General features: G+C 63.9%; 23 protein-coding genes and 1 pseudogene. 14 read left to right on the top strand and 10 right to left on the bottom strand.

The window, feature by feature from the left end; translation table 11 throughout:
• Positions 1-19 precede the first annotated feature (19 nt).
• A complete protein-coding gene (locus tag ABIE57_RS10650; RefSeq protein ID WP_354539000.1) occupies positions 20-2311 on the bottom strand; it encodes a choice-of-anchor F family protein in 2292 nt (763 codons plus the stop codon).
• 335 nt (positions 2312-2646) lie between these two features.
• The gene (locus tag ABIE57_RS10645) at positions 2647-3477 is read right to left on the bottom strand and encodes an ABC transporter permease (protein ID WP_354538999.1); all 831 of its coding nucleotides are present in this window, start codon (positions 3475-3477) and stop codon (positions 2647-2649) included.
• 143 nt (positions 3478-3620) lie between these two features.
• Between ABIE57_RS10645 and ABIE57_RS10640 the strand changes: the two genes are divergently transcribed.
• The gene (locus ABIE57_RS10640; RefSeq protein WP_354538998.1) at positions 3621-4193 is read left to right on the top strand and encodes a GcrA family cell cycle regulator; all 573 of its coding nucleotides are present in this window, start codon (positions 3621-3623) and stop codon (positions 4191-4193) included.
• 250 nt (positions 4194-4443) lie between these two features.
• Positions 4444-4575 (top strand): hypothetical protein, encoded by a 132-nt coding sequence (locus ABIE57_RS10635; protein WP_296429671.1) that lies wholly within the window; start codon positions 4444-4446, stop codon positions 4573-4575.
• A 58-nt stretch (positions 4576-4633) separates the two neighbouring features.
• On the opposite strand, the gene msrA is transcribed toward ABIE57_RS10635, so the two are convergent.
• The gene (msrA, locus tag ABIE57_RS10630) at positions 4634-5140 is read right to left on the bottom strand and encodes a peptide-methionine (S)-S-oxide reductase MsrA (RefSeq protein WP_354538997.1); all 507 of its coding nucleotides are present in this window, start codon (positions 5138-5140) and stop codon (positions 4634-4636) included.
• Positions 5137-5586, bottom strand: coding sequence for a peptide-methionine (R)-S-oxide reductase MsrB (gene msrB, locus ABIE57_RS10625; RefSeq protein WP_354538996.1), 450 nt, complete (start codon positions 5584-5586; stop codon positions 5137-5139). Before msrB ends, msrA begins: the two co-directional genes overlap by 4 nt.
• A gap of 124 nt (positions 5587-5710) precedes the next feature.
• Between msrB and ABIE57_RS10620 the strand changes: the two genes are divergently transcribed.
• Positions 5711-6478 carry a FadR/GntR family transcriptional regulator gene (locus ABIE57_RS10620; RefSeq protein ID WP_354538995.1) on the top strand — a complete coding sequence of 256 codons (768 nt, stop codon included), beginning with the start codon at positions 5711-5713 and terminating at the stop codon, positions 6476-6478.
• Between the two features lie 249 nt (positions 6479-6727).
• Positions 6728-8110 carry a D-alanyl-D-alanine carboxypeptidase family protein gene (locus ABIE57_RS10615; RefSeq protein WP_354538994.1) on the top strand — a complete coding sequence of 461 codons (1383 nt, stop codon included), beginning with the start codon at positions 6728-6730 and terminating at the stop codon, positions 8108-8110.
• A gap of 4 nt (positions 8111-8114) precedes the next feature.
• On the opposite strand, the gene ABIE57_RS10610 is transcribed toward ABIE57_RS10615, so the two are convergent.
• The 5 genes from ABIE57_RS10610 to ABIE57_RS10590 form a co-directional block, all read right to left on the bottom strand.
• Positions 8115-9440: an NAD(P)/FAD-dependent oxidoreductase gene (locus ABIE57_RS10610; protein ID WP_354538993.1), complete on the bottom strand. Its 1326-nt coding sequence runs from the start codon at positions 9438-9440 to the stop codon at positions 8115-8117.
• The gene (locus ABIE57_RS10605; RefSeq protein ID WP_354538992.1) at positions 9437-10252 is read right to left on the bottom strand and encodes an ABC transporter permease; all 816 of its coding nucleotides are present in this window, start codon (positions 10250-10252) and stop codon (positions 9437-9439) included. Before ABIE57_RS10605 ends, ABIE57_RS10610 begins: the two co-directional genes overlap by 4 nt.
• Positions 10253-10331: 79 nt before the next feature.
• The gene (locus ABIE57_RS10600; protein ID WP_354538991.1) at positions 10332-11222 is read right to left on the bottom strand and encodes an ABC transporter permease subunit; all 891 of its coding nucleotides are present in this window, start codon (positions 11220-11222) and stop codon (positions 10332-10334) included.
• Positions 11223-11226: 4 nt separating this feature from the next.
• Positions 11227-12351, bottom strand: coding sequence for an ABC transporter ATP-binding protein (locus ABIE57_RS10595; protein ID WP_354538990.1), 1125 nt, complete (start codon positions 12349-12351; stop codon positions 11227-11229).
• A 66-nt stretch (positions 12352-12417) separates the two neighbouring features.
• Positions 12418-13491 (bottom strand): polyamine ABC transporter substrate-binding protein, encoded by a 1074-nt coding sequence (locus tag ABIE57_RS10590; RefSeq protein ID WP_454283733.1) that lies wholly within the window; start codon positions 13489-13491, stop codon positions 12418-12420.
• 157 nt (positions 13492-13648) lie between these two features.
• Here ABIE57_RS10590 and ABIE57_RS10585 point away from each other — a divergent pair, with 157 nt between their 5' ends.
• Together ABIE57_RS10585 and ABIE57_RS10580 are read left to right on the top strand one after the other, a co-directional pair.
• Positions 13649-14344 carry a GntR family transcriptional regulator gene (locus tag ABIE57_RS10585; protein WP_354538988.1) on the top strand — a complete coding sequence of 232 codons (696 nt, stop codon included), beginning with the start codon at positions 13649-13651 and terminating at the stop codon, positions 14342-14344.
• 91 nt (positions 14345-14435) lie between these two features.
• Complete coding sequence (locus ABIE57_RS10580; RefSeq protein ID WP_354538987.1) at positions 14436-15833, top strand: aspartate aminotransferase family protein; 1398 nt, start codon at positions 14436-14438, stop codon at positions 15831-15833.
• A gap of 55 nt (positions 15834-15888) precedes the next feature.
• On the opposite strand, the gene ABIE57_RS10575 is transcribed toward ABIE57_RS10580, so the two are convergent.
• A complete protein-coding gene (locus ABIE57_RS10575; RefSeq protein ID WP_354538986.1) occupies positions 15889-17073 on the bottom strand; it encodes a M24 family metallopeptidase in 1185 nt (394 codons plus the stop codon).
• 275 nt (positions 17074-17348) lie between these two features.
• On the opposite strand from ABIE57_RS10575, the gene ABIE57_RS10570 reads away from it, so the two are divergent.
• The 8 genes and pseudogenes from ABIE57_RS10570 to ABIE57_RS10535 form a co-directional block, all read left to right on the top strand.
• Complete coding sequence (locus ABIE57_RS10570) at positions 17349-17822, top strand: Lrp/AsnC family transcriptional regulator (protein ID WP_354538985.1); 474 nt, start codon at positions 17349-17351, stop codon at positions 17820-17822.
• Positions 17823-17930: 108 nt separating this feature from the next.
• Positions 17931-19406, top strand: a complete 1476-nt coding sequence (locus tag ABIE57_RS10565) for an NAD-dependent succinate-semialdehyde dehydrogenase (RefSeq protein WP_354538984.1) — start codon at positions 17931-17933, stop codon at positions 19404-19406.
• Positions 19407-19484: 78 nt separating this feature from the next.
• Positions 19485-20855, top strand: a complete 1371-nt coding sequence (locus ABIE57_RS10560; RefSeq protein WP_354538983.1) for an aspartate aminotransferase family protein — start codon at positions 19485-19487, stop codon at positions 20853-20855.
• A 182-nt stretch (positions 20856-21037) separates the two neighbouring features.
• Entirely contained in the window at positions 21038-22147 is a 1110-nt protein-coding gene (locus tag ABIE57_RS10555) for an ABC transporter ATP-binding protein (RefSeq protein ID WP_354538982.1), read from the top strand.
• An 89-nt stretch (positions 22148-22236) separates the two neighbouring features.
• A complete protein-coding gene (locus ABIE57_RS10550; protein WP_354538981.1) occupies positions 22237-23310 on the top strand; it encodes an ABC transporter substrate-binding protein in 1074 nt (357 codons plus the stop codon).
• A 69-nt stretch (positions 23311-23379) separates the two neighbouring features.
• Complete coding sequence (locus ABIE57_RS10545) at positions 23380-24651, top strand: ABC transporter permease (RefSeq protein WP_354538980.1); 1272 nt, start codon at positions 23380-23382, stop codon at positions 24649-24651.
• A gap of 5 nt (positions 24652-24656) precedes the next feature.
• Positions 24657-25568 carry an ABC transporter permease gene (locus tag ABIE57_RS10540; protein WP_354538979.1) on the top strand — a complete coding sequence of 304 codons (912 nt, stop codon included), beginning with the start codon at positions 24657-24659 and terminating at the stop codon, positions 25566-25568.
• Positions 25569-25636: 68 nt separating this feature from the next.
• Positions 25637-26647, top strand: a pseudogene (locus ABIE57_RS10535) (GMC family oxidoreductase); the annotation flags it as partial.
• Positions 26648-26740: the final 93 nt, after the last annotated feature.

Below are 26740 nucleotides of genomic sequence, written 5' to 3'. Positions count from 1 at the left end.
AACGCGGCGACATCATGGATCAGAAGCGGATCTCGTAGGACAGCCGCGCGGTATTGCGGGTGTAGTCGTCCGAGTATGCACCGCGGTATTCAGCCCGCAGTTGACCGCTCTGGCCGGCATCGACAACAAGGCCAAGACCAACGTCGAGCCAGTCGTCATCCGCGCCTGCGACCTGCGTGCTCCCCGGCAGCAGCCCGCCGAGCGACGTGCCCACGTCGAGGTCATCGCCGTTCCGCGTCGCCCAGGCCAGGTGGCCATAGGGCCGCAGATTGCCATAGGCACCGCGTGCGCGCACGCCGAGGCGGGCCACCGTCATGTCGGTGTCCTGTTTTCCGACCGTCAGGTTGAGGATACCGGCACCCGTTTCCGTGAAACCGTCGATCTCGGTGTCGTAGTATTCGACCGCCGCCATAAGCCCGAAATCGAAGGTTTGGGTCTTGTAGAGGGGCAGATCGCCCGTCACCCCGGCGAAGAACACAGAGCCGTCGGTATCGCCTTGGGCCGTCTGCACCGGATTGCCCGGAATGAAGATGTTGCGTTCGCTGTCAAAGGACAGATCCTGATATCCCAGGAAGCCACGCAGCGACGCACCGTTGGCAAACCGGTTCTGCACGAACCCCGCCACCGACGCCCCGTCGACCTCGATCTTGCCGAGACCGTTGTCGATATCGGCATCGCCGTCGCCATAGCCCACCATGACCCCGGCTGTAAGGGTCTCGGTCAGGTGCATGGCCAGACCGGCCGTCACGCTGTAGGTGTCGAAGTCATAGCCGAGATTGGCGCCGTTCGGATCAACGTCTCCGGTGCCGCCCGAAATCGCGAAGAACGCGTCCAGGTTGTTGCCGAGGGTGCGCCAGTTGCCGCCTTGGGTCGAAATCGTGGCCTCACCCGGGCGGCCCAGATCTGCCGGCGTGCTGAGCGCGTAGATCTGTTCCTGCACGATACCGAACGATAGCCCGGTATAGGTTTCGAGAAAGTTGAAGCCCATGCTGTCAAGGGCCCGGTTCTGGGCGGCGAGACCTTCCTCACCCTCGTTCCCGGCCACGACCAGTTGGTCGATCAGGTCGAGATAGGGTTGCCGCTCTTCCAGCGTGCCGAGGAACGGCACATTGGCCAGATCGAGTGTTGCAGCCGTGCTGAACTGGCTCGCGGTCACGGTCTCGGCGACCAGTTCGGCAAAGCGGGGCGCGATCCGCAGGGTGAACTCCCCGGCCTCGATGTCACCGACATCGAAAGAGAAGTTGAGGTTGAGGTTGGACAGGTCCTCGATCCCCGCTGCGGCAAACACACCGCCACCTTCGAGAATTGCCACGACGTCCGCAGGGACCGTATCGCCGGGCGTGTATTGCAGGTCAGCAACATCCACGCCCGCAGCCGTCGCAAGATCGGCCAGGCGCAGATCGACCTCGTTCTCGGCGGTGTCGGGATCGTCAAGCGCGATGCTGCCATAGATCCAGGTATCCTCCGCCGGGCTGAACCACGCGATCAGGGCACTTTCGTCGGTGGGGTTGTCGTTGTCGTCCCAGAAAAGGCCTGTCGGGATGATCGAGCGCGGCAGCAAGCCGTCGCCGAAGAGCGCGAGGTGCTCGGCACCGAACAGGAAGCTCGCATCGATCGTGGTCAGATCCGTCGAGGGCACGGCCACGAATCCCGAACTGGCCGCCGTCAGGAAATCGTCGATCTCGGCGCTGGTCAGACCATCCGGCACGGCGGTGAAAAAGCCGATCTCGCCTTCCTGTCCGCCGCTGCCGAAGAGGCCGCCGGGGAAGAAGATGCGTTGCAGCGGGTTCTGACCCTCGGTCGCTCCGTCGAGACCGGGCCATTCCAGGGCCCGCGCCGAGAGCGGCACGAGTTGGTCGAAGAACACCCCCGCTTCGGGCGCAAGGGCCGTGTCCATCACCACAAAATCGTCCCCGGTCCCGGTGCCGAGTTGCATGTCAAAGCCCAGCACGCGCGCGTCGGTCCGGTTGGTGGTCTTGCCGAAGTTGAAATATTCGGTCACGCCGCCAGAGGTCGAGGTGGCGAAGGCAAGGTCAAGCGGCCCGCGGCCCGTCAGGTTGGTCTTGTAGCGCTTGCCGTCCCCCGGAGGGGCGTCACAGACCAGATCGTTGCTGGCCATGATGCAGTTGTAATCAAGCTCGGTCACGCCGGGGCCGCTCGAGGGCGAGAATCCGTTGGCGGAGGTCCGGTCATCGTTGTTCGGGGCCACGGTCACCGGCTTGAGACCGGGGGCCACCACGTTCTCGTCCTCGTCGACAAGAATGAAGCCGTCACCGAAGACGCCCACAAATCCGGTGATCTCGCCAGCCATCAAGGGGCTTGCGCAAAGCATCGTCAGGGCCACGGACGCGTACAAATAGCTTGCGCGGCTGCGATGGAAATTTTTCATCAGGAACTCCTGCGGTTTATTTGATGTCACTGTTCTCGGAGATAGGGGCCACGCAACCCGTGGCGTAACACACGACAGGCAGCGCTCCGTATCCTGGGGGTGTCCGGTATGGCCCACCCGCACGTGAGTCCTTCAAGGGCGCCTCACGATCCTGAAACCTGCGACGTGCATTAAACCGCTCCGTTCGCATCGGAAAAAGTGCAAAAAAATTAATCTATTTGCGTGTTTGAATGTGTTGCGTTTTGGTCGCACGCGGCTCACACCTTGAGGCGCGTGCCCCGCGCCAGCATCACCCAGGCGAGGAGGCATACCGCAAGCGTCACCGCCCCTGCCACGCCAAGCCCCAGCATCGGCGCGCTGTCCGAGACACCGATCATACCAAAGCGCACCCCGTCGATGAGATAGAACACCGGGTTCACATGGGTGACCGCATAAAGCGCGGGCGGCAGCGCCTCGACCGAGTAGAACGTGCCCGAAAGAAATGCGAGCGGGGTGACGATGAAATTGGTGATCGCCGCCATCTGGTCAAACTTGTTGGCGTATATCCCCGCGACCAGCCCCACCGCGCTCAGCAGCGTCGCCCCCAGCATTACGAACACGATGAGCCACACGGGATGCGCGGGCACGATCCCAAGCACCAGCCAGAACCCGACCGTTATCGCCGTTGCCACCAGCGCCCCGCGCCCGACACCGCCCGCGAGATAGCCAAGCAGCAACTCGCCCCCCGACAGCGGCGGCATCAGCGTGTCGACGATATTGCCCTGCACCTTGGAGATCACCACCGAGGACGAGGTGTTGGCAAAGGCGTTCTGGATCACCGTCATCATCAGGATGCCGGGTGCTATGAAGGTGGTGAAATCGACGCCCATCACCGCGCCCCGATGCGGTCCGATGGCAATGGTGAAGATCACCATGAAGAGCGCCGCCGTGACCAGCGGTGCCAGCAAGGTCTGGGTCCAGACCGCAAGAAAGCGGCGATTTTCGCGTTCGGCCAGCGTCCAGAGGCCCAGCCAGTTGACCCGGCCAAAGCGCCGCGCGCCCATGGGCTGCGGATGCGGCTCGGGGGCATCGGTCCTGGCGGCGGTCATGGTGGCGCTCCTTTTCCGGCTCACGCGATTCGGTGCCTTGTAACTCACCGTCGAGTGATTAGAATAGGCCCCTGATCCGAATGACAAGGCGGGCGGGCGCTTCGGTGCCATCGCGCGCCTTTTACCATCAAGGGAAGCCCCGAATGTCGTGGAGCGATGAGCGCGTCGATCTGTTGAAGAAGATGTGGACAGAAGGCCAGTCCGCCAGCCAGATCGCCAAGGAATTGGGCGGTGTCACGCGCAATGCGGTCATTGGCAAGGTGCACAGGCTTGGCCTCTCGAACCGCAATGGCGGCGGCGGGACACCCGCGCCCGAGACGCCCGCGCCCGAGGTTGCCGCGCCCGCGCCCAAGCCCGTAGCACCCAAGCCCGCCGCGCCCAGGCCGGTGGAGGCCACCGAGCCGGAACCGGTCCAGACCGTCTCGCAGGCGCGCGCCAAGGCGATCATCCCGGCGGGCCGTCCGCTGCCGCCGCAGCCTTCGGCCAACGAGATCGACCCCGAGGCCCTCGCCAAGGTCAGCGCGATCGAGAAGAAGGCGAAAAAACTCACGCTGATGGAGCTGACCGAACGGACCTGCAAATGGCCCGTGGGCGATCCGGCGACACCCGATTTCTGGTTCTGCGGCCTGCCCGTCCAGACCGGCAAGCCCTATTGCGAGGCGCATGTTGGCGTCGCCTTTCAGCCGATGTCGAGCCGCCGCGACCGCAAACGTTGAAACGTGGAACCCATGCGCCGCTTGCAGGGGATCGCCGCCAGCGCGAGGATAACAGAGAAGTGCGTGCGGCCCGGTCGCGCCCCTTGCCGCCACGCCCCGGCAGGCATATCTTCGCAGATGCAGCACCGGCCCCGCGCCGTGCCCGCTGCGCCCGAGGGCTCATCGCCCTGACCCTGTCAGGCCCCCTGATCCCCTGAGCACGGACCGGTCCGGCATCCCGCCCGACCGGGATCTTTCAGGAGACGCTCCCATGTCCAAAGGTAAAAGCCAGAGCAACCGCGAGGCCAAGAAGCCGAAGAAGGAAAAGCCCAAGGTCCTTGCCACCGCGAATTCCAACAGCGGCAAGAACGCCACCGTGATCGCGGGCAAATCGGTCAAGTGACCGCCGCACGGCGCGCACAGGGCAGGGAACACCCCGCCCTGTGCGCCCTCGGCCCCGTTCAGACCTCTTCCGTGCGGCGCGGCAGAACCCAGTCCGCGCGGGGGAAGTGGCAGGTATAACCCTGCGGGAAGCGGTCGAGATAGTCCTGATGCTCAGGCTCCGCCTCCCAGAAATCGCCCACGGGTTCCACCTCGGTCACCACCTTGCCGGGCCAGAGGCCGGACGCCTCGACATCGGCGATGGTGCGCAGCGCCTCGGCCCTCTGCTCCTCGGAGCAATAATAGATCGCCGAGCGATAGCTGAGGCCCACGTCATTGCCCTGCCGGTTGACCGTGGTCGGATCGTGGATCTGGAAGAAGAATTCCAAGAGCCGCCGATAGCTGATGCGCGCAGGATCGAAGATGATCTCGATCCCCTCGGCATGGGTGCCGTGGTTGCGATAGGTGGCATGGGGCACATCACCCCCGGTATAGCCCACACGGGTGGAAATCACCCCGTCAAGCTTGCGGACAAGGTCCTGCATCCCCCAGAAACAGCCCCCCGCCAGAACCGCGCGTTCGCTCATGTCACATCCTCCACCTGATCGAGATAATCCCCATAGCCTTCGGCCTCCATGTCGTCACGATGGATGAATCGCAGGCTCGCCGAGTTGATGCAATAGCGCAGACCCCCCCGGTCGCGCGGCCCGTCGGGAAAGACATGGCCCAGATGGCTGTCGCCGTCGCGGCTGCGGACTTCGGTGCGGATCATGCCCATCGTGAAATCATGTTTTTCCACCACATGCGCAGGCGTGATCGGCTTGGTGAAACTCGGCCAGCCGCAGCCCGACTCGAACTTGTCGGAACTGGCGAAAAGCGGCTCGCCCGAGACGATGTCCACATAGATGCCCGGCGCCTTGTTGGTCAGATAGGTGCCCGTGCCGGGGCGTTCCGTGCCGTTTTTCTGGGTGACGCGGTATTGCTCGGCGGTAAGGGCGGCGATCCGCGCCGGGTCCTTGTGATAGTGGGGCATGTCGGTCTCCTCTGAAGTCTCATCATAGAAGATGGGACGCGGACAGGGAAATCAATGGCGCGTGGGGATTGCCGGACCCCCCGGTCTGGTCATATGATTTGACCAGTCGTTTCAGGACAGCGCAATGCCATTTGAAAAGGTCACCCCCGAAAAGCTCTCGACCGCCGTGACGCGGCAGATCGAGAAACTTATCCTGCGCGGCATCCTGCGCCCCGGTGAGCGGCTGCCCGCCGAGCGCGAACTGGCCGAGAAACTGGGCGTGTCGCGCCCCTCGCTGCGCGAGGCGGTGGCCGATCTTCAGGGCAAGGGGCTGCTCAGCACGCGGGCCGGCGCGGGTGTTTACGTGGCCGATGTTCTGGGGAGCGCGTTCTCGCCCGCCCTGATCCGGCTTTTCGCCGATCATGACGAGGCGGTGTTCGACTATATCGGTTTTCGCCGCGATCTGGAGGGGCTTGCCGCGTGCCGTGCGGCGCGGCTCGCGTCCGATACCGACCTGCGGGTGATCCAGACCATCATGGACAAGATGGAGGCGGCCCATAAAAAGACCAACCCGGCGGATGAGGCGCGGCTCGATGCCGAGTTTCACATGGCGATCATCGAGGCGAGCCATAACGTCATCATGCTGCACATGATGCGCTCGATGTTCCAGCTTCTGCGCGAGGGGGTGTTCTACAACCGTCAGGTCATGTTCAAGCAGCGCACGACTCGCGGCGCGCTTCTTGATCAGCACCGGGCGATCAACACCGCGATCCAGGCGCGCGATTCCCGCGCGGCGCGCGCCGCCGTCGAGGCGCATCTCAGCTATGTGGAAAAGGCGCTGTCGGACCAGCAGAAGGCCGAACGCAACGAGGCCATCGCGCGGCAGCGCTTCGAGCATGAGCAATCGCGCTGAGGGGCGCAAACCGTTCATGTTGGGAAACGTTGGGGTCCGACCACAAGATGTTCCCTGAGCGGCGCGCGCTCTTGTGAAATTTTCTATATAAATTCGTGCTTTAATCAACGCTCTTGATGTGATACCATTCTCGCAACAATAAAGCTGACCGCAAAAATGTGGCAGCGCGAGGCAGTAGAGAGCGGTTCAATGAAAACATGGGGCAGGCAGCCTCTTCTATGGGGTTTGGTCGTATTGGCAGCCGTTTGGATGCTGGTTGTCGTGCCGTTGAGCGCGGCGGCGGCACCCTATGCCGGCTTTGTCATGGACGCGCGCAACGGCAAGGTGCTCTATTCCCAGAACGCCGATACGCCGCTGCACCCGGCCTCGCTCACCAAGATGATGACGCTCTATGTGGTCTTCGAGGCGGTCGAGAATGGCGAAATCGGGCTCGACGACATGGTGACCATATCGCGCCACGCCGCGTCGGAGCCGCCGAGCAAGCTGGGCTTGCGGGCCGGGCAGCGGATCAAGCTGCGCTATCTCATCCGCGCCGCCGCCGTGCGCTCGGCCAATGACGCGGCGACAGCCCTTGGCGAGGCGATCGAAGGGTCGGAGGCGCAATTCGCGCGGCGCATGAATCGCACCGCCAAGGCGATGGGAATGACCCGCACGAATTTCAAGAACGCCCATGGCCTGACCGAGGCGGGGCACCTGTCGAGCGCGCGCGACATGAGCATTCTCGGGCGACACGTCTTCTACGATTATCCGCAATACTACAATCTCTTCTCGCGGCTTGAGGCCGATGCGGGCGTGGCCAGAGTGCGCCACACCAACCGACAGATGCTGAGCAGCTATCGTGGCGCGGACGGGATCAAGACCGGCTACACCAACGCGGCCGGGTTCAACCTGACCGCAAGCGCAGAACGGGGCGGCGTGCGGATCATCGCCACGGTCTTTGGCGGCAATTCCACGGCGTCGCGCAATGCCAAGGTGGCCGAATTGCTCGATCTCGGGTTTCGCAAGGCGTCGACGCGGGTGGCGGTCGTGGCCCCGCAACGCCCCGCCTACATGGGCAAGGCCGGCACCGCCCCGATCATGATCGCCGAAGGGCAGGCGCGCCCCAACCTTGCGGGCAAGACCGTGCGGCTGACTGCCGCCGCCGCTGTCAAAAAGAGCCTGCGGCCGGGTGCGGCAGCGCCGGTGCAGGTGGCGGTGACCGATTCCGCGACCATCGAGCGCGCGGTCATGGCCGCTGCCGAGGCCGCGGCCAAGCTTCAGGCTGTGCCGGAGGTCGTGGCCGAGGTCGCACCCGATGTCTCGCGCCGCCCCGAGCCGAGGCCGGAGATCACGCAGGCGGTCGAGGTCGTGGCCGAGGCCACGCCCGAGGTTGTCACGCGCCTCTCCACCTCGGACGGGCGGCACTGGGGCGTGAATGTCGGGCGTTACCCGAGCGAATACAAGGCGCGACAGGTGCTCTTGCAGACCGCGCTGTCGGAGATGGCGACGCTTGATGGCAGCCTGCGCAAGGTGGTCAAGCGGCCTGCGGGGTTCGACGCGAATTTCATGGGGCTAAGCCGCGAGAGTGCCGATCTTGCCTGCCGACGCCTTCAGGCCAAGAAAGTCACCTGCTTCATGATCGGGCCGGGCTGAACGGTCATTCGCCGCGCAGCACCGCAAGCGCATAGGGCGGCCACATCATCGCCCGCCGGAACCGCCCCAACGGCCAGCGCCGGGGCGGTTTTTTCATGATCTCGGGATAGGGGTTACGCGGCGCGTGGTCCATCGCCAGATCGGCAAGCAGCGCGCCTGCATAACTGGCCATCGCCACACCGTTGCCGTGATAGCTGAGCCCGGTAAAGGCCCCCGGCATATCGGGGATCGGCCCGGCATAGGGCGTGAGGTCCGGGGCAAGCGACAGAAGGCCGTTCCAGCTATGCGGGGTCTCGACATGGCGCCATGCCGGGAACATCGCCTCGAAATGCCTGCGGATCGTGCGATGCATCCGGGCATCGAACCGGGCCGAGGAAAACAGCCCGCCGCGCATCCCGAAGAGCATCCGGTTATCTGGCATCAGCCGGAAATAATGCAGAAAGAACCGGTCGTCATAGCACATCTGCCGCGTGGTCCAGCCCTGCGCGGCAAGCTCGTCATCGCTCATCGGGCGGGTGACGATCACGTTGGATTGCGTGGGCAGATAGCGCGCCCGCATCCAGCCGGGCAGATCGTCCGACGAATAGCCATTGGTCGCCACGATCAGGCGGCGCGCTGTGATCCGCGCCCGGCCCGTGGTCAGGTGAAACGCGCCGTCCTGCCGGATCGCGGTGACGGGGGAGCGGGCATGGATCCGCGCCCCTGCCCGCGTTGCGGCCCTTGCCAGTCCAAGCGCGTATTTCATCGGGTTGAGCGCGAAGCCAAGCGGTGTTGTGAGGGCTGCGTGAAACGGGCCGCGCATCCCTGCCTGCGCCAGTTCCTCGCCGGGGATCAGCACGGGCGTCACGCCGTAATTCTCGGTGATGCGCGCGGCACGCGCGGGGAAAGAGGCGGCCGCCTGTGGGGTATGGGCGAGCAGGGTCTCGCCGTCGGAATGGGTGTCGGCGGTGATCCCGTGACGCCTGATGAGGTCCTGCGCCACGCGCACCGCCTCGACTTCGGTCCGCCGATACGCGCGGCGGGCCTCCTCGCCATGCATCTGGCGCAGCATCGCATCAGAGGCCGCCGACCCACCGAGACAGCAGAACCCGCCATTGCGCCCCGACGCGCCCCAGCCCGGTGTTTGTGCCTCGAACACGCGCACATCCTGCCCTGCCTCGGCCAGATGCAGCGCCGCCGACAGCCCGGCAAAGCCCGCGCCGATCACCGCCACGTCGCAGGTGATCGGCCCGTCGGCGCGCGGATAGTCGGGCGGCGTGGCGGTGTCAGGCCAGAAACAGCGCGCGCGCGGCCCCTCGCCGTAAGCATGGGCGGGAAAGACGCGCCTCATCCCTGAACCGCGGCGCGCTCCTCGGCCTCGCGGCGCAGCGCCGAACGCTTGGTGATCAGCGAGGCACTGATCACGCCAACGGCGACGATTCCGATCATGATGGTCGAAAGGGCGTTGATCTCGGGCGAGACGCCAAGGCGCACCGCCGACCATATCTTGATGGGCAGCGTTGTGGCGGATGGTCCGGCCGTAAACGACGCGATCACCAGATCGTCGAGCGACAGCGTGAACGCCAGAAGCCAGCCCGAGATGACCGCCGGCGCGATGATCGGCAGGGTGACAAGGCGGAAGGCGTCGAAATGCGAACACCCAAGATCAAGCGCCGCCTCCTCCAGCGAGCGGTCGAAGGTCATCAGCCGCGACGACACCACCACCGCGACGAAGGCCATGGAAAAGGTGGTATGCGCGAGGATGATGGTGAAAATACCCCGGTCAAGCCCGATCCCGATGAACAAAAGCAGAAGCGACAGGCCGGTGATCACCTCGGGCATCACAAGCGGCGCGTAGATCATTCCCGAAAACAGCGTCCGGCCCGGAAAGCGCCCCACCCTCACCAGCACGAGCGCTGCCATCGTCCCCAGAACCGTGGCGACGGTGGACGACGCCACCGCGACCTTGAGCGTGACCTTGGCCGCGTCGATGAAACCCTGATTGGAAAACAGCGTGCCATACCATTGCGTCGAGAACCCGGCCCAGACCGTCACCAGCCGCGAGGCATTGAAGCTGTAGATGATGAGAATGAGCATCGGCAGGTAGAGAAAGACAAAGCCGAGCGTGAGCGAGGTGGTGTTGAACCATGTGAGCCGTCTCATGTGCGTGGCCTCCGGTGGCCGATTTCTTCAAAAGAAATCGGCCCGAAATCTTCTGAAGATTTCGGGAACGTATCGCGCCTCATTCCTCGGCCTCCCGCTGCTTTTGCTGGTTGATCTGAAAGAGCACGATGGGAACGATCAGGATCAGCAGCAGGATCACCGCCACGGCGCTTGCCACCGGCCAGTCGCGGTTGTTGAAGAACTCCTCCCACAGCACCTTGCCGATCATCAGCGTCTGCGAGCCGCCCAGAAGCGAAGGAATGACAAACTCGCCGATCACCGGGATGAACACCAGAAAACACCCCGCGATGATGCCGTTTTTCGACAAGGGCACCGTCACCAGCCAAAAGGCCGAGAGGCGCGAGCAGCCGAGATCCTCGGCCGCCTCCAGCAATGATCCATCCATCCGTTCCAGCGCCGAATAGATCGGCAGGATCATGAACGGCAGATAGGTGTAGACGATGCCGATATAGACCGCGGTCGGCGTGTTCAGGATGGTGAGCGGCGTGGAAATCACGCCGATCCAGAGCAGGAACTGATTGAGATAGCCTTCGTTCGACAGGATCCCCATCCATGAATAGACCCGGATCAGGAACGAGGTCCAGAACGGCAGGATCACCAGCATCATCAGCGTGGGTCGCCAATGATCGGGCGCATTGGCCATGCCATAGGCGATGGGATAGCCCACGAGAAGTGTGAGTGCCGTGGCGATGACGGCGATTTGCAGCGACGACAGGTAGGCCTTCCAATAGAGATCGTCCTGCGTGAGGAAGATGAAATTCTCGAAGTCGAGTTGTGACAGAAACTCCCTGACCCCGGCCAAGCCCGCGCCGAAATCGAGTGTGGGGGTATAGGGTGGGATCGCAAGCGCGATATCCGACAGCGATATCTTGAGCACAATGATGAAGGGCACAAGAAAGAGCGCCAGAAGCCAGCCATAGGGCAGCGCGATCAGCAGGAAACGGCGCATCCCCTCACTCCCTCAGCAGCACGGCGGCGGTGTCGGTCCACGAGAGCCACACCGTGTCCTCCCATGTGAAGTCGCGCCGCGAGAGGCGCCGGGTATTGGCGGTCTGGGCCTTGATCATCTGCCCCGACGGCAGCTTGACGTGATAGGTCGAGAGATTGCCCAGATAGGCGATGTCGATGATCGTGCCCTCGACCGCGTTGCGCCGGTCCTCGGGGCGTTCGGCGCTGATCGCCACCTTTTCGGGGCGCAGCGCGATATGGCAGGTGTCGCCATTCTCGAAGGCGGTCTCTGACTCGGCATAAAGCGGCGGCACCCCGTCGGCATAGTGGATCTCGTATCCCGCGCCGGATTTGTGCGCCTTGCCGGTGATGATCGTCACCTCACCGATGAAGTCCGCGACATAGACGGAATTGGGCGTCTCGTAGATGCGCGCGGGCGTGTCGGCCTGGATGATGCGGCCATTGTCCATCACGGCCACGCGCGACGCGACGGTCATCGCCTCTTCCTGATCGTGGGTGACGATGACGAATGTGGTGCCGGTCTTTTCCTGAATATCCATCAACTCGAATTGCGTCGCGGTGCGCAGCTTGGCGTCGAGCGCGCCGAGGGGTTCGTCGAGCAAGAGCAGCTTGGGCGCCTTCGCAAGGCTGCGCGCGAGGGCCACGCGCTGCCGCTGGCCGCCGGAAATCTGGTGCGGCTTGCGCTTTGCGAATTGCGTGAGGCGGGTGAGCTTGAGCATCTCCTCCACGCGCGCCGCGATCTCGTCTTTGGGCCTGCCGTCGCGCTTGAGGCCGAAAGCGATATTCTCCCAGACCGAGAGATGCGGAAAGAGCGCGTAGGACTGGAACATCATGTTCACCGCCCGCTTGTTGGGCGGGATGGGGGCGATGTCCTTGCCGCCCAGAAGGATCGTGCCCTCGGTCGGCTTCTCGAAGCCTGCCAGCATCCGCATCATCGTTGTCTTGCCACAGCCCGAGGGGCCGAGCAGGGCAAAGAATTCACGCTCGTAGATGTCGAATGTCTGGTTGTCGATGGCGGTGAAATCGCCGAACCGCTTGGTGACGCCCTTGAACTGGATGAGCGGTTTTGCCTCGGGATCGTTCCACGGCTCGAAGACGGTCTGCCCCATTATTGCCCCCGGCTGATTATCGGTGGAAAAAGGCCCGCGCCGATGGGGCGCGGGCCGGATGCGGGCTCAGGTGCCGGACTTGATCTTGGTCCAGAGGCGGGTAACGGTCCGCTGCACGTTGGCCGGATAGGGCGTGGTGGTGAAGAGGTTGTCCATCGCTGCCTGCGACGGGTAGATCGCCGGGTCGCCGATCACGTCCTCTTCGAGAAACTCCTTCGAGGCCGCGTTGCCATTGGCGTAATAGACATAGTTCGAGGCGGCGGCCATGTTCTCGGCGTCCATGATGAAGTTCAGGAACACATGCGCCGCGTCCGGGTTGGGCGCGTCGACCGGAATGGCCATCTGGTCGAACCACATCTGCGCGCCTTCGGTGGCGGCGTTATAGACGATCTCGACGCCGTTATCGGCCTCGTCGGCGCGGTCGCGCGCCTGAAGGATGTCACCCGACCAGCCGACAGCCACGCAGATATCGCCGTTGGCGAGCGCGTTGATGTATTCCGAACTGTGGAATTTCTGGATATACGGGCGCACCGCGCTCAGCACCGGTTCGGCCTTGGCGATCACGTCCGGGTCATGGCTGTTGGGGTCCTCGCCGATATATTTGAGCGCCATCGGGATCATCTCGGCGGGCGCATCGAGGAAATGCACACCGCATTCGGCCAGCTTGGCCATGTTCTCGGGGTTGAGCACCAGCTCGAGACTGTCGAGCGGCGCATCGTCGCCAAGGATCTCGGTCACCTTGCCGACATTCGCGCCGATGCCGGTGGTGCCCCACATGTAGTTGATCGAATAGGCGTTCCCGGGGTCGTATTGCTCGGTGCGCGCCTCGATCACGTCCCACATGTTCTCGAGATTGGGCAGCTTCGATTTGTCGAGCTTCTGAAACGCCCCTGCCGTGATCTGACGCTGAAGGAACGTGCCTGTGGGCACGACCACGTCATAGCCCGATCCCCCGGCGAGCATCTTGGTTTCCAGCACCTCGTTGCTGTCGAACACGTCATAGATCAACTTGATCCCGGTCTCCTGCTCGAACTTGGTCAGAAGACCTTCGTCGATATAGTCGGACCAGTTGTAGACGCGCACTTCCTGTGCCTGGGCGGCGAAAGCCGTGAGGGCAAGCGCCGCGGTGGTGGTCATCATCAGATGTCGCATTATCTTCTCCCGTTGGTTCGGCACGTTTCCTGCCTTGTCGCGGATTTGATCAAAAAATCGCGCGTCTGGCAATATGGTAATGTTTTCATGCAGCCGCTAAACTCGCAAGTATGGAGTTGCGGCAAGGATCGAAGAGGGCGCAAGGATGCAGAAGACAGCACGGAAAACGGGCAGCGAGTCAGCCGCCGTCTCGCGCCTTCCGGCGCATGAGACGATTTACCGCCAGTTGCGCGATCTCGTGCTCTTTGGCGATCTGGCACCGGGACAGGCGGTGACGATCCAGGGCCTGTGCGACCGTCTCGGCGCGGGCATGACCCCGGTGCGCGAGGCATTGCGGCGGCTGATCGCCGAGGGGGCGCTTGAATTTCAGGGCAACAGGCGGGTTTGCGTGCCCCTGCTCGATGCCGGGCATGTGGGCGAATTGATCTATGCCCGTCAATGGCTTGATCCACATCTGGCAGAGCGCGCCACGGCGCGGGCAAACGCCGCTGACCTGCGCGGGCTGACCGTCATCGACGACGATCTAGATCGCGCGATCCTGCGCGGGGACATGCGCGGCTATCTCGAACTCAACTACCGCTTTCATCGGCGTATTTACGAGATTGCCGATGCGCCGATCCTTGCCGATGTCGCGGATGGTCTTTGGCTGCGCTTTGGCCCGTCGTTGCGGGTGGTGTGCGGGCGGGTCGGCACGCAGGGCCTGCCTGACAAGCACAAGGACCTGCTCGAGGCCATGCGCGCACGAAACGGTGAGGCCGCCGCAGAGGCGATCCGCGCCGATGTGGTGCAGGGAATGGAGCAGGTGCGGCAATCCCTTGCGCAGGCGGCGCGGGGTCACTGATTCGATTGACAGCAAAAAATTTGATCATATTCTTGGCGCAAAGCGGCTGACCGGGCCGCCCCCCCGATTCCCAGGACCGAAAGGGACCGCCATGACCGCGATCACCAACCACCTGCCCACGGCCGAGCTTCAGGCGCTTGACGCCGCGCATCACATGCATCCCTTCACCCATGGCGACGAGTTGGGCACGAAAGGCGCGCGGATCATCACCCGCGCGCGCGGCGTGACGCTCACCGACAGCGAGGGCAACGAGATCCTCGACGGCATGGCCGGGCTCTGGTGCGTCAACGTAGGCTACGGGCGCGAGGAACTGGTCGAGGCGGCGGCGCGCCAGATGCGCGAATTGCCGTTCTACAACACCTTCTTCCAGACCAGCCACGTGCCCGCCATCGCGCTTGCGGCCAAGCTGGCGGAGCTGGCACCGGACGATCTCAACCACATCTTCTATGCCGGGTCGGGATCCGAGGCGAACGACACCAATATCCGTATGGTCCGCACCTATTGGGCCGAACTGGGCGAGCCCGAGCGCAAGATCATCATCGCGCGCAAGAACGGCTATCACGGCTCGTCCATGGGCAGCGCCTCGCTGGGCGGCATGGCGGGAATGCACGCGCAGGGCGGAATGCCGATCCCGGACATCCACCATATCGACCAGCCGCACTGGTATGGCGAGGGCGGCGACATGGACCCCGAGGCATTCGGCCTCGCCCGCGCGCGGCAGTTGGAAGAGAAGATCGAGGAACTTGGGCCCCACCGCATCGCCGCCTTTATTGGCGAGCCGGTGCAGGGCGCGGGCGGGGTGATCATCCCGCCTGACAGCTATTGGCCGGAAATCCAGCGGATCTGCGACAAATACGGCATCCTCTTGATCGCCGACGAGGTGATCTGCGGGTTCGGGCGCACCGGCAACTGGTTCGGCAGCCAGACCATGGGCATCCGCCCCGACATCATGACCATCGCAAAGGGCCTCTCGTCGGGCTATGCGCCCATCGGCGGCTCTATCGTCAACGACCGTGTGGCCAAGGTTATCAACGCCTGCGAGTTCAACCACGGCTATACCTATTCCGGGCATCCCGTGTCCTGCGCGGTGGCGCTGGAAAACCTGCGCATCCTCGAGGAAGAGCGGATCATCGAGCGCGTGGCGCAAGACACCGGGCCCTATCTCAAGCAAAAATGGGAGAGCCTTGCCGAGCATCCCCTGGTGGGCGAGGCGCGGATCGTGGGGCTGATGGGCTCCATCGCGCTCACGCCCGACAAGGCCAACCGCGCCAAGTTCGCCTCCGAGCCGGGCACCGTGGGCTATATCTGCCGCGAACGGTGCTTTGCCAACAACCTGGTGATGCGCCATGTCGGCGACCGCATGATCATCTCGCCGCCGCTGGTGATTTCCAAATCCGAGATCGACACGCTGATCGAGCGCGCCTGGCAATCGCTCGACGAGGCCGAGCGCCAGATCCGGGCCGAGGGGCTGATGCAAGCGGCGGCGTGAGGGGCCAGCCCCTCACACTCCCCGGGATATTTGCGGCAAGATGAAGGGCGCGGCCTCAGTCCTTGACATACATCTTGCGGGGGCGGTTGCAGAAGGTTTCCGCCGGGCCGCTCTCGGTGATGAGGATCGATTCGGTGATCTCGAGCCCCCAGTCGGACATCCAGAGACCGGGCATGAAATGGAAGGTCATGCCCGGCTCCAGCACGCTCTCGTCCTCGGCGCGCAGGGATATCGTACGCTCGCCCCAGTCGGGCGGGTAGCTCAGGCCGATGGGATAGCCGCAGCGCGCACCGCGCTCGATGCCCGCGCGTTCCAGCGGGGCGGCAAGCGCATTGGCGATGTCGCAGGCACGGTTGCCGGCCTTTGCCGCCTCCAGCCCCGCTTCCAGCCCCTCGACCAGCGCCTTTTCGGCGTCGAGCAGGAATTGCGGCGGCTTGCCCAGAAACAATGTCCGGCAGAACGGCGCGTGATAGCGGCGGTAGCAGCCGGATATCTCGAAAAAGGTCGCCTCGCCGGTGGCGAAGGCGCGCCCGTTCCATGTCAGGTGGGGGGCTGCGGCATCCGAGCCCGAGGGCAGCAAGGGCACGATGGCCGGATAGTCGCCCCAGGCCCCGTCAACGCCCCGGATCGCGTCGCGGAAGATCTCGGCCACGATCTCGTTCTTGGGGATACCCGGCTCGACCCGCTCCATCAGCCCGTCGGTGATCTTTTCCGAGATTGCCGCGGCCTTGCGGATAAAGGCCAGCTCCTCATCGGATTTCACCCCGCGCTGCCAGTTCACCAGCGCCGTTGCGTCAAGCAACGTGGCCTCGGGCAGTTCCGCGCGCAGCACGTCCATGGCCTTGGCGGAGAAATAGTAATTGTCCATCTCCACGCCGATGCGCTTGTCCGCCAGTCCCATGCCGCGCAAGCGTTCGGCCAGATCCTGCATCGGGTGGCGCTCGGTCGATTGCACGTAATTGTCGGCATAGCCGATCACCCGGTCATCGGTCATCCACACGGTGCGCACAGCGCCATTGGCATCCTGATTGCGCCCCCACCAGACCGGATCGGCCTCGGGCAGGACGATCACGCCCTGATGCACGTAGAACGACCAGCCGTCATAGCCCGTGATCCAGTGCTGGTTCGAGGGATCGGTGACGAAGAGCACCTCAAGCCCCTGCCGCGCCATGGCCGCGCGTGTCTTGTCGAGGCGGCGGGCATATTCGGCGGCGGAAAAGGGCAGGTCTTTTTCAATCATGATCGGGTCCCGTGCTGGTGGCTTTTGCCCGGATAGGCGGTTCGCTTGGGTCTCGGCCCGAGAAATCCGTCAATCCGTGTCGTTTTCAGAGCAGGTTCTGGCGGCATGTTGACCCCATTGCGTCATCCCTGCAAGTTGCCTGCACCGCAAAGGGAGCGTGTCAATTTGCCCAGCCTCGCGAATCATCCGGCTTTGGTCAATCCGTTCAATGCCTTGGCGTCCGGCGCGGCGCGGCTCCGGCCTGTCGGTTGCGCGCGGGCTGCGGTGATCCATCCATGAAGCTCGACGCGCGCGATCTCGATATCTTGCGGGTGCTGGCCGATGAGGGGCGCATCACCAAGGCCGATCTGGCGGCCCGCGTCGGCCTCTCGGCGAGCCCGTGCTGGGAGCGGCTGCGAAGGTTGGAGGAGGCAGGGCTTATCGAGGGTTATCACGCGCGTATCAGTCTCAAGAAGCTGGGGCCGCATGTGACGGTGTTCGTCGCGGTGGAACTGGCCGATCACACCCCGGCAAGCTTTCGCGCCTTCGAGGACAGCGTGCAGCAATATGGCGAGGTGACGGCCTGTTGGGCGCTGGGTGGCGGGTTCGATTATCTCATGCAGATCGTCACCCGCGACATCGACGCCTATCAGCGGCTGATCGATGAGATGCTGGAGGCACGCATCGGGCTGGCGCGCTATTTTACCTATATCGTGACCAAGCCGGTCAAATCCCCGCGTCTGCCGCCGCTTGAGATGTTTTTCGGTTGAATCGTCTGCTGGAAGCAGGTTTTTCCGAAGAAAAATCTTCATTCGAGCACAAAGTCAGCCCCATCCTTTGCGCGCGCAGCCTATCCTTCTGCGATAAAGGAGGGCCTCATGTCTCACTCAGCGATCTGGACCCGTAACGGGATCACCGACACGCGCCTTGTGCGCAACTTCGCCTATCTGGGCGGAAAATGGGTGGCCGGCGACGGCGGAGAGACCTTCGCCGTGCGCAATCCCGCCGATGGCGCGGTGCTTGGCGATGTGGCCGCGCTCAGCGCCGATCAGGCGCGGCTGGCGGTCGATGCCGCGCAGGACGCGTTCGACGATTGGGCGATGACCCTGCCGCAGGACCGGTCGGCCGTGCTGCGCCGCTGGTTCGATCTGATGATCGCGCACAAGGAAGACCTCGCGCGCATCACGGTGCTGGAGCAGGGCAAACCCCTCTCGGAAGCGCGCGGCGAGATCGACTATGCGGCGAGTTTCGTGGAATATTACGCCGAAGAGTCAAAGCGCCCCAATATCGAGGGCGTGACCAGCCACCTGCCCGATGCCGAGGTCGAGCTGTGGCTGGAGCCGGTGGGCGTGGCTGCCCTCATCACCCCGTGGAATTTCCCCGCCGCGATGCTGACGCGCAAGGCGGCGGCGGCGATGGCGGCGGGCTGCACGGTGGTGGCGCACCCGAGCGGAGAGACGCCCTATTCGGCGCTGGCGCTCGCGGAACTCGCGGAGCGCGCGGGCATCCCGGCGGGCGTGTTCAACGTGGTGACGGGCCGCGCCGCAACGGTGGTGGAGCCGTGGACCCAAGACACCCGCGTGCGCGCGCTGAGCTTCACTGGCTCGACCAATATCGGGCAGTTGCTCTATCGCCAATGCGCGGGCACCGTGAAGAAACTGGTGATGGAACTGGGCGGCCACGCGCCGGTGATCGTGTTCAGGAACGCCGATCTGGAGACGGCGGTCGAGGAGACGATCAAGGCGAAATTCGCCACATCCGGGCAGGATTGTCTGGGTGCCAACCGCATCTACGTGGAGCGCGCGATTTATGAGGAGTTCTGCCGCCGGTTCACCGAAGCGACGCAAAAGCTCACCCTCGGGCTCGGTATGGACGACCCCGATATCGGCCCGCTGATGAACGAGGCGGCGGTGCGCAAGCAGGAGGAGCATGTAGCCGATGCGCTCGAACACGGCGCGAAACTGGCCTGTGGCGGGCAGCGCGACGATCTCGGCCCGCTCTTCTATCAGCCCACCGTGCTCATCGATGTGCCCGACGAGGCGGCGATCATGTGTGACGAGACCTTCGGCCCGGTGGCCGCCATCACGCCCTTTGACACCGAAGAAGAGGTGGTGCGCCGTGCCAATGCGTCCGAGTATGGCCTCATCGCATATCTGCACAGCCATGATCCGCGCCGCATCTACCGGATGACGCGGGCGCTGCAATTCGGCATGGTCGCGGTCAACCGCACCAAGGTCACCGGCGCGCCCATTCCCTTTGGCGGGGTCAAGCAATCGGGGCTGGGCCGCGAAGGGGCACGGCGCGGCATGGAGGAATTCATGGAGATCAAGTATGTCTGCCGCGATTGGGCGTGAGCAGACGAAATCTTGAAAAGATTTCGGCCCGGAATTTTTTGAAAATTCCGGTGCCGACCATAAACGAAAGGAACAACGATGCTGCGGAATGACCAACTCGATCAATGGGATCGCGAAAACTTCTTCCACCCCTCGACGCATCTGGCGCAATTCGCGCGCGGCGAGGCCCCAAACCGCGTGATCCGCACCGCAAGCGGCTGTCATATCGAGGACCGTGACGGCAACCGGCTGCTTGATGCCTTTGCCGGGCTTTACTGTGTCAACGTGGGCTACGGGCGTCAGGAGATCGCCGAGGCGATTGCCGCGCAGGCGCGCGAGCTGGCCTATTACCACGCCTATGTGGGCCACGGCACCGAGGCGTCGATCACTTTGGCAAAGATGATCATGGACCGCGCGCCGGCGCATATGTCGAAGGTGTATTTCGGTCTGTCGGGTAGTGATGCGAACGAGACCAACATCAAGCTGATCTGGTATTACAACAACATCCTCGGCCGCCCCGGGAAGAAGAAGATCATCTCGCGCTGGCGCGGCTATCACGGCTCTGGCCTGATGACCGGCTCGCTGACTGGCCTGCACCTCTTTCACCAGAAATTCGATCTGCCGCTTGCGCAGGTGATCCACACGACGGCCCCCTATTACTATCGCCGCGACATCCTCGAGCAGTCCGAGGCGCAGTTCGTGGCCCATTGCGCGGCAGAGCTTGAGGCGTTGATCGAGCGGGAAGGGGCCGACACCATCGCCGCCTTCATCGGCGAGCCGGTGTTGGGAACGGGGGGCATCGTGCCGCCGCCCGCAGGCTATTGGGCCGCCATTCAGGAGGTGCTGGAGAAGCACGACATCCTGCTTGTCGCGGATGAGGTGGTGACCGGCTTTGGTCGCTTGGGGACGATGTTCGGGTCGGATCATTACGGCCTCAAGCCCGACCTCATCACCATCGCCAAGGGGCTGACCTCGGCCTATGCGCCGCTCTCGGGTTCCATCGTCAGCGACAAGATGTGGGCCGTGCTGGAGCAGGGCACGGACGAGAACGGCCCCATCGGCCATGGCTGGACCTATTCGGCGCATCCCATCGGGGCCGCGGCGGGGGTGGCCAACCTCAAGCTGCTCGATGATCTGAACCTCATCGCCAACAACCGCGAGGTGGGCGGCTATCTCAACCGGACCATGGCCGAGGCGCTCGGGCATCACCCCAACGTGGGCGAGGTGCGTGGCGAGGGGATGCTCTGCGCGGTGGAATTCGTCAAGGACCGTGACAGCCGCACCTTCTTTGACGCCGCCGACAAGGTCGGGCCGCAGATCGCGGCAGCCCTTGCCGAGAGTCACGTCATCGGGCGGGCCATGCCACAGGGCGACATCCTCGGGTTTGCGCCTCCGTTTTGCCTGACACGCGAAGAGGCCGATGAGGTGGTGACCAAGACGGTGCGCGCGGTCGAGAAAGTGCTGCGATAGCGCTCGGCCCTTGCATGGCGTGGGACGTTCTTGCGCAGATGCCGGATTTGTGACCGATTCTTCGATTGTCATGCGTCGCTCGGCCTGAAAGCGGCAAATCCTGCTTGCGCGACCATGCTAATGACGATTTACTTTGATGTGAACGTGGGCAAACCACGCGCGAATAAAACAGGGAGTGGCCGGTGGCCTCAACATCCGCAAGGGATGCGTTCGTTGAATTCGAACGCGTGCAAAAAAGCTACGACGGCGAAACGCTTGTCGTGAAGGATCTCAACCTCAGCATCCCCAAGGGCGAGTTTCTGACCATGCTCGGGCCGTCGGGATCGGGCAAGACCACCTGCCTGATGATGCTGGCCGGCTTCGAGACCGCGACCCATGGCGATATCCGTCTGGACGGGCGGCCCATCAACCACATCCCGCCACACAAGCGCGGGATCGGGATGGTGTTCCAGAACTACGCGCTGTTTCCGCACATGACGATTGCCGAGAACCTGAGCTTTCCGCTCGAGGTGCGCGGCATGGGCAAGTCCGAGCGCGAGGGCAAGATCCGGCGCGCGCTCGACATGGTGGAAATGGGGGCCTTTGGCAACCGGCGTCCGGCGCAGCTATCGGGCGGGCAGCAGCAGCGCGTGGCGCTCGCGCGCGCGCTGGTGTTCGAGCCGGAATTGGTGCTGATGGACGAGCCGCTTGGCGCGCTCGACAAGCAGTTGCGCGAAAAGATGCAGTTCGAGATCACGCACCTCGCGCATAACCTCGGGATCACGACGGTCTACGTGACCCATGACCAGACCGAGGCGCTGACCATGTCGGACCGGGTTGCCGTTTTCAACGATGGCAAGATCCAGCAGATCGCGCCGCCCGACGAGCTTTACGAGAGTCCGCAGAACAGTTTCGTCGCGCAGTTCATCGGCGAGAACAACACGCTTGAGGGCACCGTCAAGGAGATCAAGGGCGGTGTGGCGCTGGTCGAGCTTGACAATGGGGATCTGATCGACGCCAAACCCGTCAATGTCGAGCGGCCGGGCGACCGCACGCTGATTTCCATCCGCCCCGAGCGGGTGGAGTTCAACCGCGAGCGGCTCAAGGCGGGCGTGCATACGCTCAAGGCCGAGGTGCTCGAATTCATCTACATGGGCGATATCTTTCGCACCCGGCTCAAGGTGGCGGGGCGCGACGATTTCATCATCAAGACCCGCAATGCCCCCGATCAACGCCGCCTGCAACCGGGCGAGGAGATCGAGATCGGCTGGTTGCCGGAGGATTGCCGCGCGCTCGATCTGCCGGCGCGCTAGACCAGATACCCCGTGCGCGGACTGTGGGCGGGGCAAACACGGCCGGGGCGCAAAAGGCGACCCGTGCCTGATAAACTCAGGGAGTAACCATGAAAAAGACACTTATCCTTACCACCGCCCTGACCGGGATGGCCTTCGCCGCCTCGGCGCAGGAAGTCACGGTCATGTCCTGGGGCGGGGCCTATACCAAAAGCCAGGTGGAAGCCTATCACAAGCCCTTTACCGCCGAGACCGGCATCAAGGTCAATTCGGTCGATGCCGACAACCCGGCAACGCCGATCAAGGCGCAGGTCGAGGCAGGCAACATCACCGTGGACGTGGCCGATATCGAATTGGCCGACGCCGTGCGCCTCTGTGACGAGGGCCTGCTTGAGGTGATCGACCATTCGGCCCTGCCGGCCGCGCCCGACGGCACGCCCGCGACCGAGGATTTCCTTCCCGCCGGGATGGTCTCGGATTGTGCCGTTCCGTCAATCGTGTGGTCGACCGTTGTCGCCTACAACACCAACAATGTGAGCGGCACGCCCACAACCCTCGCCGATTTCTTCGACACCACGACGTTCCCCGGCAAGCGCGGCGCGCGCAAGGATCCGACCGCCCTTCTGGAAATGGCGCTCATTGCCGATGGCGTCCCTGCCGATCAGGTCTATGACACGCTCGGGACCGACGCGGGCGTTGACCGCGCCTTTGCCAAGCTCGACACGATCAAGTCCGACATCGTCTGGTGGGAAGCGGGCGCGCAGCCGCCGCAGCTTCTGGCCGATGGCGAAGTGGTGATGACCACCGCCTATAACGGGCGGATCTTCAACGCGCAGGTGACCGAGGGCCAGCCCTTCGACATCATCTGGGACGGCCAGATCCTTGATTTCGACCTCTTCGTGATCCCCAAGGGCGCGCCCAACAAGGAAGAGGCGCTGAAGTTCATCAGCTATGCCACCGACACGCAACGTCTGGCGGATCAGGCGGCCTGGATCAGCTACGGTCCGGCGCGCAAATCCTCCGCACCGCTCGTGGGCCTGTTCAACGATGGCAAGACCGAGATGGGCCCGCATATGCCGACCGCGCCCGAGAACCTCAAGACCGCGCTGGCCAATGACTTCGAGTTCTGGGCCGACCGCAAGGTTGAGTTGACCGAGCGTTTCAACGCCTGGCTGCTTCAGTAACCGTGACACGCGCCGGGGCGGGGCCGTGCCCGCGCCCCGGCGACATTCGACACGAAGGACCGCACCGACATGGCCGACACCGCCGCCGATATGCAAACCGACATCGCAGGCGCCTTGCGGACACCGGATGGCCGGCCGCTCAAGCAGGCGCTTGCGCAGGCAGAGCGGCGTGCGCGTATCCGGGCCTTTCTTCTGGTGCTGCCGCTGCTGGCCTTCGTGTTGCTGACCTTCATCATTCCCATCGGGCAGATGCTGTCGCGGTCGGTGCTGAACGACACGTTCAGCGCCAACATGCCCGCGCTCACCCAATGGTTTTCGGAAAATCCGGATGCCGAGCCGGACGAGTCGGCCTTCGAGGCGCTCGTGACCGACCTGCGTGCCGCAAAGGAGGCGCGCACGCAGGGCGCCGTCGGCACACGGATCAACTACGAGGTGCCGGGCACGCGCTCGCTTTTCACTTCGACGGCGCGGCGCGTTGACGGGCTTGAGCCACCCTATCGCGAGGCGGTGCTTGACGTGGACAATGGGTGGGAGCGGCGCGATCTCTGGGCGGCGATGCGTTCCGCCGCGAAGCCTGTCACGTTGAATTTCTATCAGGCGGCGGTGGATCGCAAGATCACGCCGGAGGGCGAGTTTGCCCGCGCCGATGAGCAAAACCGCATCTATGTGACGCTCTTCACCCGCACGTTCGTGCTTTCGATCGTGATCACCGGGCTGTGCCTCATCCTCGGGTTTCCGGTGGCGCATCTGCTTGCGGTGTTGCCGATGCGCAAGGCGAGCCTGCTGCTCATTCTCGTGCTGCTGCCGTTCTGGACCTCGTTGCTGGTGCGCACGACAAGCTGGATGGTCCTGTTGCAGGGGCAGGGGGTCATCAACAACACGTTGGTGGGGCTTGGGATACTGGGCGATGATAACCGGCTTGCGATGATGTATAACCAGACCGGCACGATCATAGCCATGACGCATATCCTGCTGCCCTTCATGATCCTGCCGCTCTATTCGGTGATGAAGACCATCCCGCCCAGCTATGCCCGCGCCGCGCGCAGTCTGGGGGCCACAAGCTGGACCACCTTCCGCCGCATCTATGTGCCGCAGACCGTGCCGGGGATCGGTGCGGGGGCGATCCTCGTCTTTATCCTTGCCGTGGGCTATTACATCACGCCCGCGCTGGTGGGCGGGGCCACCGGCACACTGATTTCCAACCAGATCGCCTTTCACATGCTGAGTTCGCTCAACTGGTCGCTGGCGGCGGCCCTGGCGGCGATGCTGCTGGCGGCGGTGCTGGTGCTCTATTGGGTGTATGACCGTATCGTCGGTATCGACAACATGAAACTGGGATAGGACCGATGGCGCTTCCGATCTACGCATCCCCGCTCGAACGGCTCTGGCATTACGTCTATCTGGTGCTCTGCGGGCTGATCTTCTTTTTCCTGATCGCGCCGATCCTCGTGATCATTCCGCTCAGCTTCAACGCCGAGCCGTATTTCACCTTTACCCAGAAAATGCTGACCTTCGATTCCGAGGGCTATTCGACGCGCTGGTATGAGAACCTTTTGACTTTCGGGATGCTGGAGCCTGGGGCGGCCCGCGACAATAGTTGGTGGTCGGACGTCTGGCAGAACGCGGCCTGGGTCAAGGCGGCCAAGAATTCGGTCATCATCGGGTTTTTCTCGACGATCCTGGCCACCTCGCTTGGCACGTTGGCGGCGCTTGGCCTGTCGCGGCCCGAGATGCCCTATCAAAAGGCGATCATGGCGATCCTGATCTCGCCGATGATCGTGCCGATCATCATCACGGCGACGGGGCTGTTCTTCTTCTACTCGGCGACGGGTCTGGCCAACAGTTATCTGGGCGTTGTTCTGGCCCATGCGACGCTTGGTATTCCCTTCGTCATCATCACGGTGACGGCGACGCTTGCAGGCTTTGACCGCTCGCTCTTGCGGGCCTCGGCCAATCTCGGGGCAGGGCCTGTGCGCACCTTCTTCAAGGTGCAATTGCCGCTGATCACGCCGGGGGTGGTGTCAGGCGCGCTCTTCGCCTTTGTCACATCGTTCGACGAGGTGGTGGTCGTGCTCTTCATCGGCAGCCATGAGCAACAGACCATCCCGCGCCAGATGTGGAACGGGATCCGCGAACAGATCAGCCCGTCGATCCTGGCCGTGGCGACGCTTCTGGTGATCATCTCCATCGCGCTGCTGACCACGGTCGAACTCTTGCGCCGCCGCTCCGAGCGCCTTCGCGGGATGAGCCCGACCTGACGTGAGGTCGCGCTTGGCCGGTCGCTCTGCTGCGCCCTGGACTGGCGCAAGTGCGGGAAGGGCCGGGCATGTTCGATTACATCATTGTCGGAGCAGGGTCGGCGGGTTGCGTGATGGCCGCGCGGCTGAGCGAGGATCCGGGCGTCAGCGTCTGTCTGATCGAGGCAGGGGGCGGCGGGCGCGACATCTTCATTCGTGCGCCGGGGCTGGTTGCGGCGATGGTCTCGGGGCGGCCCCGGATCAACAACTGGGCGTTTCACACCGTGCCCCAACCCGGCCTTGGCGGTCGGCGCGGCTATCAGCCGCGCGGCCGCGCGCTTGGCGGATCGAGCGCGATCAACGCCATGCTCTATGTGCGCGGCCACCCGAGTGATTACGACGACTGGGCCGATCTGGGCTGCGACGGCTGGGACTGGCAGAGCGTGCTGCCATGGTTCCGGCGCGCCGAGGGCAATGCGCGCTTTGGCGACGATCTGCACGCGCAGAACGGCCCGCTCAAGGTCTGCGATCAGAGCGCGCCGCGCGTGATCTCTGCGGCCTTCGTGGAGGCCTGCGCGCATCTGCAAATCCCGCGCAATCCCGATTTCAACGGAGCGCGGCAGGAGGGGGCGGGGTTCTATCAGGTCACGCAGTTTTCCGACGGGGCACAGAAGGGCGAGCGCTGTTCGGCGGCGGAGGCCTATGTCTTTCCGGCGATGGCGCGCCCGAACCTGACGGTGATCACCCGCGCGCAGGCCGAGCGGGTTCTGATCGAGGACGGGCGTGCGGTGGGGCTGCGCTATCGCAGGCGGGGGCGGCTGCATGAGATGCGCGCGCGGCGCGAGGTGATCCTGTCCTCGGGGGCCTTCGGCTCGCCGCAACTGCTCATGCTGTCGGGCATCGGCCCGGCGGAGGAGCTCGAGGCGCATGGCATCGCGGTTCGGCACGACCTGCCCGGCGTGGGGGCGAACCTTCAGGATCATCTCGACTATATCCTCGCCGACACCGCGCGCCGCGACGATGTGGTCAGCCTCGGACCAAAGGGGCTGTGGCAGATTGCAAGAGACGCGCTGAAATGGCGGCGCACCGGAACCGGCCTGCGTATTCCGGAACATCCGCCCACCCATTCCGACAACATGCGCCCACCTGTTCCGGGCTATCCGCCCACCTGTGACGCGTTGCCGTGAGGCAGC

The sequence above is a fragment of the Roseovarius sp. MBR-6 genome (assembly GCF_040547525.1).
Taxonomy (GTDB): Bacteria; Pseudomonadota; Alphaproteobacteria; order Rhodobacterales; family Rhodobacteraceae; genus Roseovarius.
This window is presented reverse-complemented; position numbering and strand designations above follow the sequence as displayed.